Raw genomic sequence first — 7,632 nt, 5'->3', positions numbered from 1 at the left:
GCCGCGCCGGCACGCCGAGCGCGTCGGGCGACGCGAGCCAGCCGGCCGCCTCGCGACGGTGCGTGGCGCTGTCGAGCCACGCGCAGGCATCGACGAGCGTGCGGATCAGCGCGCGCGCGGTGGCCGGATACAGCGCGACGAAATCGCGCCGGGCCGCGAGCACCTTCTCCGGATGATCGGGCCAGATCTCGCTCGTGACGGCGACGGTCCGCCCCGCGTCGCAGGCCTCGGCCACGGCATGCCACGGTTCGCCGGCGCAGAAGCCGTCGAGTTCGCCGCCGGCGAGCGCGGCCACCATCTCGGGCGGCGGGATCACGACGCTGCGCACGTCGCGCAGCGGATCGACGCCGTGCGACGCGAGCCAGTGGTTCAGCCACATCGCGTGCGTGCCGGTCGGGAACGTCTGCGCGAGGAGCGGCTTGCGGCCGAGCGTCGCGAACGCGTCGCGCACGCTGCCGCTGTTGCGGTACGCGTCGGCGAGGCCGCGCGACAACGAGATCGCCTGGCCGTTGCGGTTCAGCACCATCAGCGCGGCCATGTCGGCCTGCGGGCCGCCGATCCCGAGCTGCAGCCCGCAGACCAGCCCGTACAACGCATGCGCGGCGTCGAGCTCGCCGCTCAGCAACTTGTCGCGGACGGCGGCCCACGACGGCTGGCGGCTGAGTTCGAGCGTGAGGCCGTGCCGCGCACCGAGGTTCAGGTGCTGTGCGACGATCAGCGGGGCCGCGTCGCTCAGCGCGACGAACCCGAGGCGAAGATGCGCGCGTTCCGGCGCGACGGGAGAGGTGGTGTCCATGGCGCTCATGACTGGGGTGATGCGTCGAGCAACTGCCGCGCGACGTCGACGATGCGCAGGCCCTGATCCATCGCGCGCTTGCGCAGCGCCGCATACGCGTCGTGTTCGGACAGCCTGCGCTGGTCCATCAGCATCCGCTTCGCGCGGTCGATCAGCTTGCGTTCGGCGAGTTCGCGCTCGACATCGGCGAGCCGGCGGCGCAGCGCGTCGTCGTGCGAGAAGCGTGCGAGCGCGACTTCGAGAATCGGTGCAAGGCGTTCGGCCGACAGCCCTTCGACGAGATACGCGCTGACACCCGCGCCGACCGCCGCGCGGATCAGCGACTGGTTGGCGTCGTGGCTGAACATCAGCACGGGGCGCGGCGCGGTCGCATGCATGACCGCGAGCTGCTCGAGCGTGTCGCGCGACGGCGAATCGGTATCGATGATCACGACGTCGGGATGCTGCTCCTCGACGGCGGCCGGCAGGCGCGCGGGCGTCGCGACGTCGTTCAGCATGTCGTAGCCGAGCTGCGCGAGCGCGTCGCCGAGCTCGCCGATCGGCTTGTCGGTATCGGTGACGAGCAGCACGCGCAGGCGGGGGGAGGAAGCGGGCGCACTCATGATGCGAACGGCGGCGGCGAAATCGTGGCGCGATGCGCGGATCGGAGGCGGCCCCGCGCGCACGTCGTGCCGGTGCCGCGCGCGGCGACCCGGCAGCCGGTGCGAACGGCGCCGCTGTTTTCATGGCAGGTGGGCGGCCGGTGCCGCGTGGTGTCGCGCATGCTACGCGGCCCGGGAGAAGACCGTGTCGATCGCGGCCCCGGCTGTGCCCGCGTCCGGCACCTCCGCCCCGGCCGTTTCGCCGATCGCGCCGCCGACGAGGATCACGGCCGGACTGCCGAGCCGTGCTGCGTCGATGCCGTGCGCGAGATCGCCGAGCGTGCCGGTCCAGCGGCGTTCGTCGGGCGTGCCGGCCCATTGCACGGCCGCGGCCGGCGTCGATGCCGGCAGCACGGCGAGCAGGCCGGCGGCGATGCTGTCGACGCGGCTCATGCCCATGTAGATCGCGAGCGTGGTGCCGGTCGCGGCGAGACGCGCCCAGTCGGGTTCGCCGTGGTCCTGACGATGGGCGGTGACGAACGTGACGCCGTGGCAATGCGCGCGGTGCGTGAGCGAGATGCCGAGGCTCGCGGCGGCGGCGAACCCCGACGAGATGCCGTTGACGATCTCGACCGGAATCGCGGCGGCGCGCAGCGTCGCGAGTTCTTCGCCGGCGCGCCCGAACAGCAGCGCCTCGCCGCCTTTCACGCGCACCACGTGCGCGCCGCGCAGTGCGTAACGGCGCATCAGCTTCTCGATGAATGCCTGCGGCGTGGAGCGGCAACCGCCGCGCTTGCCGACACGGATGACGCGCGCCTGCGGCGCGAGTTCGACGATGCCGGGCGCGACGAGATCGTCGAGCAGCAGCACGTCGGCAGCGGCCAGCGCTTTCACGGCCTTGAGCGTAAGGAGATCGGGATCGCCGGGGCCGGCGCCCAGCAGGGTGACTTTGCCTGTCGTCATGTCGTGTTCCAGTGCCGCCTGCATGCGGCGGCCGATAGCGCGTTGTTGCGCGGCGGCGGCGGGCGGTCGACGTATCGGCATCCGGCCGTGCCGCGCACGGGAGGACGCCGTTGTCCTGGGCGGCCCGCCTGCACGACGGGCCCGGTTTTGAGGGGACTGCCCACCGGCGCCGTTGCCGGTGTCATGCAGCGGGTTCAGCAATATCCGGGCCAACCGGCATCGCCCGTCGCGCCCGCGCGGCGGGAACGGCGCGCATCGCGCCGCGCGATGGCCACGTGCGGGCGAAATGCGGGCCGAGTATGGGCCGAATCCGGGCCAATTGCGGGCCAAGTACGGCCCCCGTGCCTGCCTGAGGCCGCCGCGCGCCGGCACCCGCAATGCCGCATCGGCGTGCATCGTGCCCCGCCCGTGCGCACCGCGATGTCGCACGGCGACAGTGCTGCATCGCACCACATCTGTGCCTCGCTGCATCACCGCGCGTCGTGTGCCGGATGTCGCCGGGCGCCGCACGACGCCGGACGAGCCTTGCGCGGCGGGGCTGCGGGCCCGATTCGCGGCGACATGGCATGGCGTTTGCGTAAGCCGGTTCGGGCGAATCAATGGCGATTCGTCCGGCAGTACCGATTACAGACGCGCCCGGCAACGGGCTTCATGGGCAACGGCGTCCTACGCATCGGGTCTCGACGAGACCGGGTGCGCAGGACGCCGTTTTTCGTTTGGCGGATGACATGACCGACAAAGCTACCCGTATCGATCTCTTCAGCCTCCGCACCGCGCCGATGCGCGCGTTCCACCTGACGTGGATGGCGTTTTTCGTGTGCTTCTTTGCGTGGTTCGCGTGCGCGCCGCTGATGCCGCTGATCGCACGCGAATTTCATCTGACGGCGGCGCAGGTCGCCAACATCAACATCGCGGCCGTGGCCGCGACGATCGCCGTGCGGCTGCTGGTCGGCCCGCTGTGCGACCGCTTCGGCCCGCGCCGCGTGTACGTCGGCCTGCTGCTGCTCGGCGCGATCCCCGTGTTCGCGGTGTCGTTCACGCACGACTACCTGTCGTTCCTGATCTGCCGGCTCGGCATCGGCGCGATCGGCGCGGGCTTCGTGATCACGCAGTACCACACGTCGGTGATGTTCGCGCCGAACGTCGTCGGCACCGCGAACGCGACGACGGCCGGCTGGGGCAATGCCGGCGCGGGCGCGACGCAGGCGCTGATGCCGCTGCTCGTCGCCGCCGGCCTGATGCTCGGCTTCGGCGAGGATTCGTCGTGGCGTGTCGCGCTGGTCGTGCCGGGCGTCGCGATGCTCGCGATGGCCTGGGCGTACTGGCGCTTCACGCAGGATTGCCCGCAAGGCGACTTCGTCGCGCTGCGCAAGGAAGGCGTGACGGTCGACAGCGGCAAGAAGGGCGGCTGGGCGAGCTTCTTCGCGGCCTGCGGTAACTATCGCGTGTGGATGCTGTTCATCACGTACGGCGCGTGCTTCGGCGTCGAGGTGTTCATCCACAACATCGCCGCGCTGTACTACGTCGATCACTTCAGCCTGTCGCTGAAGGACGCCGGTTTCGCGGTCGGCATGTTCGGGCTGCTCGCCCTGTTTGCACGTGCGCTCGGCGGCTGGCTGTCCGACAAGGTCGCCGCGCGCCGCAGCCTCGACGTGCGCGCGATGCTGCTGTGCGCGCTGATCGTCGGCGAAGGGCTCGGGCTGATCTGGTTCTCGCATGCGCAAAGCGTCGGCATCGCACTCGTCGCGATGCTCGCGTTCGGCCTCTTCACGCACATGGCGTGCGGCGCGACCTACGCGCTGGTGCCCTTCATCGACCGCAAGGCACTCGGCGGCGTCGCGGGGATCGTCGGCGCGGGCGGCAACGTCGGCGCGGTCGCCGCGAGCTTCCTGCTCAAAGGCGTCGGCGACGTGCAGCACACGCTCGGCCTGCTCGGCCTTGCCGTCACCGCGACCGCGCTGTGCGCGATGGCCGTGCGCTTCAGCGAAGAACACAAGGCGCGCGAAGCCGAGCTGCGCGACCGCGCGCTGGCTGCCGGCAGCGTCGCGAACTGATCGACCGAGGGAAACGTCATCATGAAACTCATCGTCATCGGCCACGGCATGGTCGGCCACAAGCTGCTCGAGTGCGTCGCGGCGGAAGCGGGCGCGTCGGCGGCGCTGCAGGTCACCGTGCTCGGCGAGGAACCGCGCCCGGCCTACGACCGCGTGCACCTGTCCGAGTTCTTCGCGGGCAAGTCGGCGGACGACCTGTCGCTCGTCGAACCCGGCTTCTTCGAGCGTCATCCGCAGTTCGACCTGCGCCTGAACGCGCGCGTCGCGTCGATCGACCGCGCCGCGCATACGGTCACGCTCGCGTCCGGGGAAACGCTCGCGTACGACAAGCTGGTGCTGGCGACGGGCTCGCGCCCGTTCGTGCCGCCGATGCCGGGGCACGATCGCGCGGGCTGCTTCGTGTACCGGACGATCGAGGATCTCGAGGCGATGCAGGCGTGCGGCACGCACGCGAAGCGCGGCGTCGTGATCGGCGGCGGGCTGCTCGGCCTCGAATGCGCGAAGGCGCTGCGCGACATGGGGCTCGACACGCACGTCGTCGAATTCGCGCCGCGGCTGATGGCCGTGCAGGTCGACGACGGCGGCGGCCGGATGCTGCGCGCGAAGATCGAGGCGCTCGGCGTGACCGTGCATACGGGCAAGAACACGCTCGAGATCGTCGACGGCGAAGAGGGCACGCACCGGATGGCGTTCGCCGACGGCTCCCATCTCGACGCCGACATGATCGTGTTTTCGGCCGGCATTCGCGCACGCGACGAACTGGCGCGTGCGTGCGGCCTGGAAATCGGCCCGCGCGGCGGCGTCGCGATCGATGACGCATGCCGCACGAGCGACGCCGACATTTACGCGATCGGCGAATGCGCGGCCTGGAACGGCATGGTGTACGGCCTCGTCGCCCCCGGCTACGACATGGCGCGCGTGGTCGCGAAGCAGCTGGGCGGCGACACGAACGACGCACCTGCGTTCGCGGGCGCCGACATGAGCACGAAGCTGAAGCTGATGGGCGTCGACGTCGCGAGCATCGGCGACGCGCACGGCACGACGGCCGGCAGCCGCACCTACCAGTACGCGGACGAGCGCCGCCAGGTCTACAAGAAGCTCGTCGTGTCCGACTGCGGCAAGTTCCTGCACGGCGCGGTGATGGTCGGCGACGCGGCCGAATACGGCACGCTGCTGCAGATGATGCTGAACCGCATCGAGCTGCCCGAGTCGCCGGAATTCCTGATCCTGCCGTCGTCGGACGGCGTCGCGAAGCCGGCGCTCGGCGTCGACGCGCTGCCTGACGGCGCCCAGATCTGCTCGTGCAACAACGTGTCGAAGTCGCAGATCTGCACGGCGGTCGCCGACGGCGCGACGAGCCTCGGCGCGCTGAAGTCGTGCACGGGCGCCGGCACGTCGTGCGGCGGCTGCGTGCCGCTCGTCACGCAGATCATGAAGGCCGAGATGAAGAAGCAGGGCCTCGCGGTCAACAACCATATCTGCGAGCACTTCCCGTATTCGCGCCAGGAGCTGTTCCACCTGATCCGCGTGGAGCGCATCACGACCTTCGACGCGCTGCTCGCGAAGCACGGCCATGGCCTCGGCTGCGACGTGTGCAAGCCGGCGGTGGCGGGCATCCTCGCGTCGTGCTTCAACGAATTCGTGCTGAAGAAGGAACACGCGGGGCTGCAGGATTCGAACGACTACTACCTCGCGAACATCCAGCGCGACGGCACGTATTCGGTCGTGCCGCGCATGCCGGGCGGCGAGGTCACGCCGGAAGGGCTGATCGCCGTCGGCCAGGTCGCGAAGAAGTACGGGCTCTACACGAAGATCACCGGCGGCCAGCGCGTCGACCTGTTCGGTGCGCGCGTCGAGCAACTGCCGTCGATCTGGGAGGAACTGATCGCGGCCGGTTTCGAATCGGGCCACGCATACGGCAAGGCGCTGCGCACCGTGAAGTCGTGTGTCGGCTCGACGTGGTGCCGTTACGGCGTCGACGATTCGGTCGGCCTCGCGATCGACCTCGAGAATCGCTACAAGGGGCTGCGCGCGCCGCACAAGATCAAGTTCGGTGTGTCCGGCTGCACGCGCGAGTGCGCGGAAGCGCAGGGCAAGGACGTCGGCATCATCGCGACCGAGAAGGGCTGGAACCTGTATGTATGCGGCAACGGCGGGATGAAGCCGCGCCACGCGGAACTGCTCGCGTCCGACCTCGACCGCGCGACGCTGGTTCGCTACATCGACCGTTTGCTGATGTTCTACGTGCGCACGGCCGACCGGCTGCAGCGCACGAGCGTATGGCGCGACAACCTCGAAGGCGGCCTCGACTACCTGATCGACGTTGTCGTGCACGACCGGCTCGGGATCGGCGCCGAACTCGAAGCCGACATGCAGCACGTGGTCGACACCTACGAGTGCGAGTGGAAGCGGGCCGTCACCGATCCCGACACGCGCAGGCGCTTCCGTCACTTCGTGAACAGCGATGCGCCGGACACGACCATCGAATTCGTCGAGACGCGCGGCCAGATCCGGCCCGCGACGCCCGGCGAACGCGTGCGCAGCAAGCCCGTGACGATTCCCGTCGTTGTCGAAGGCGCGACGCAGGCCGTGACCGAATCCGCCACCGTTTGACCCTGACCGACACCAGCGTCTTTTCCAAGGAGCCCATCATGAACGATCGTCTGCCGCCGTCCTGGACCCGCGTGTGCCCGCTCGACGACATCGTGCCGAACACCGGCGTGTGCGCGCTCGTCAACGGCGAGCAGGTCGCGGTCTTTCACGTCGCGCATGCCGAGGAAGGCGGCGTGTTCGCGATCGGCAACGTCGATCCCGTGTCGCAGGCGGCCGTGATGTCGCGCGGGCTGATCGGCAGCCTCGGCGAGCGCATCGTCGTCGCGTCGCCGCTGTACAAGCAGCATTTCGACCTGCGCACCGGCGAATGCCTGGAGGCACCCGAGCAGTCGGTGAGCACGTATCCGTCGCGGGTCGAGGACGGCTTCGTGTGGATCGCGGCCTGACCGCCCCGGAGCGCGCATGACCGCCACCCCCGTCAAGAGCGTGTGCCCATACTGCGGCGTCGGCTGCGGGATGGTGCTGCACGTCGAGGAAGGCGAAGTCGTCAAGGTGTCCGGCGACGCCGACCATCCGGCCAACTTCGGGCGGCTGTGCACGAAGGGCTCGTCGGCGCACGTCGCGCTGCGCCGCTCGGGGCGGCTCGACCGCGCGTTCGTGCGCCGCGCGCGCGAGGACGACCTCG

General features: G+C 70.1%; 7 protein-coding genes. 4 read left to right on the top strand and 3 right to left on the bottom strand.

Annotated features, from left to right (window positions below):
* The 3 genes from DPV74_RS36995 to cobA form a co-directional block, all read right to left on the bottom strand.
* Positions 1-796, bottom strand: a 796-nt coding sequence (locus DPV74_RS36995) for a CmpA/NrtA family ABC transporter substrate-binding protein (RefSeq protein ID WP_119338985.1), incomplete at its 3' end; no start/stop codon positions are given.
* A 5-nt stretch (positions 797-801) separates the two neighbouring features.
* Entirely contained in the window at positions 802-1,398 is a 597-nt protein-coding gene (locus DPV74_RS36990) for an ANTAR domain-containing response regulator (RefSeq protein WP_042977474.1), read from the bottom strand.
* A gap of 162 nt (positions 1,399-1,560) precedes the next feature.
* The gene (cobA, locus tag DPV74_RS36985; protein WP_119338986.1) at positions 1,561-2,340 is read right to left on the bottom strand and encodes a uroporphyrinogen-III C-methyltransferase; all 780 of its coding nucleotides are present in this window, start codon (positions 2,338-2,340) and stop codon (positions 1,561-1,563) included.
* 728 nt (positions 2,341-3,068) lie between these two features.
* Here cobA and DPV74_RS36980 point away from each other — a divergent pair.
* The 4 genes from DPV74_RS36980 to DPV74_RS36965 all read left to right on the top strand — a co-directional run.
* Positions 3,069-4,394, top strand: coding sequence for an MFS transporter (locus DPV74_RS36980; protein ID WP_119338984.1), 1,326 nt, complete (start codon positions 3,069-3,071; stop codon positions 4,392-4,394).
* Between the two features lie 21 nt (positions 4,395-4,415).
* Positions 4,416-7,007: a nitrite reductase large subunit NirB gene (nirB, locus tag DPV74_RS36975; RefSeq protein ID WP_119338983.1), complete on the top strand. Its 2,592-nt coding sequence runs from the start codon at positions 4,416-4,418 to the stop codon at positions 7,005-7,007.
* A gap of 38 nt (positions 7,008-7,045) precedes the next feature.
* On the top strand, positions 7,046-7,393 hold the full coding sequence (gene nirD, locus DPV74_RS36970) for a nitrite reductase small subunit NirD (protein WP_119338982.1): 348 nt from the start codon (positions 7,046-7,048) through the stop codon (positions 7,391-7,393).
* 16 nt (positions 7,394-7,409) lie between these two features.
* Positions 7,410-7,632 (top strand): hypothetical protein (locus DPV74_RS36965; RefSeq protein WP_162923245.1); only part of this gene is annotated, 223 nt, incomplete at its 3' end.

It is taken from the genome of Burkholderia sp. HAN2018 (genome assembly GCF_024704855.1).
Taxonomy (GTDB): Bacteria; Pseudomonadota; Gammaproteobacteria; order Burkholderiales; family Burkholderiaceae; genus Burkholderia; species Burkholderia cepacia.
The sequence above is the reverse complement of the archived record's forward strand: the minus strand, read 5'-3'. Positions and strand labels throughout refer to the sequence as shown.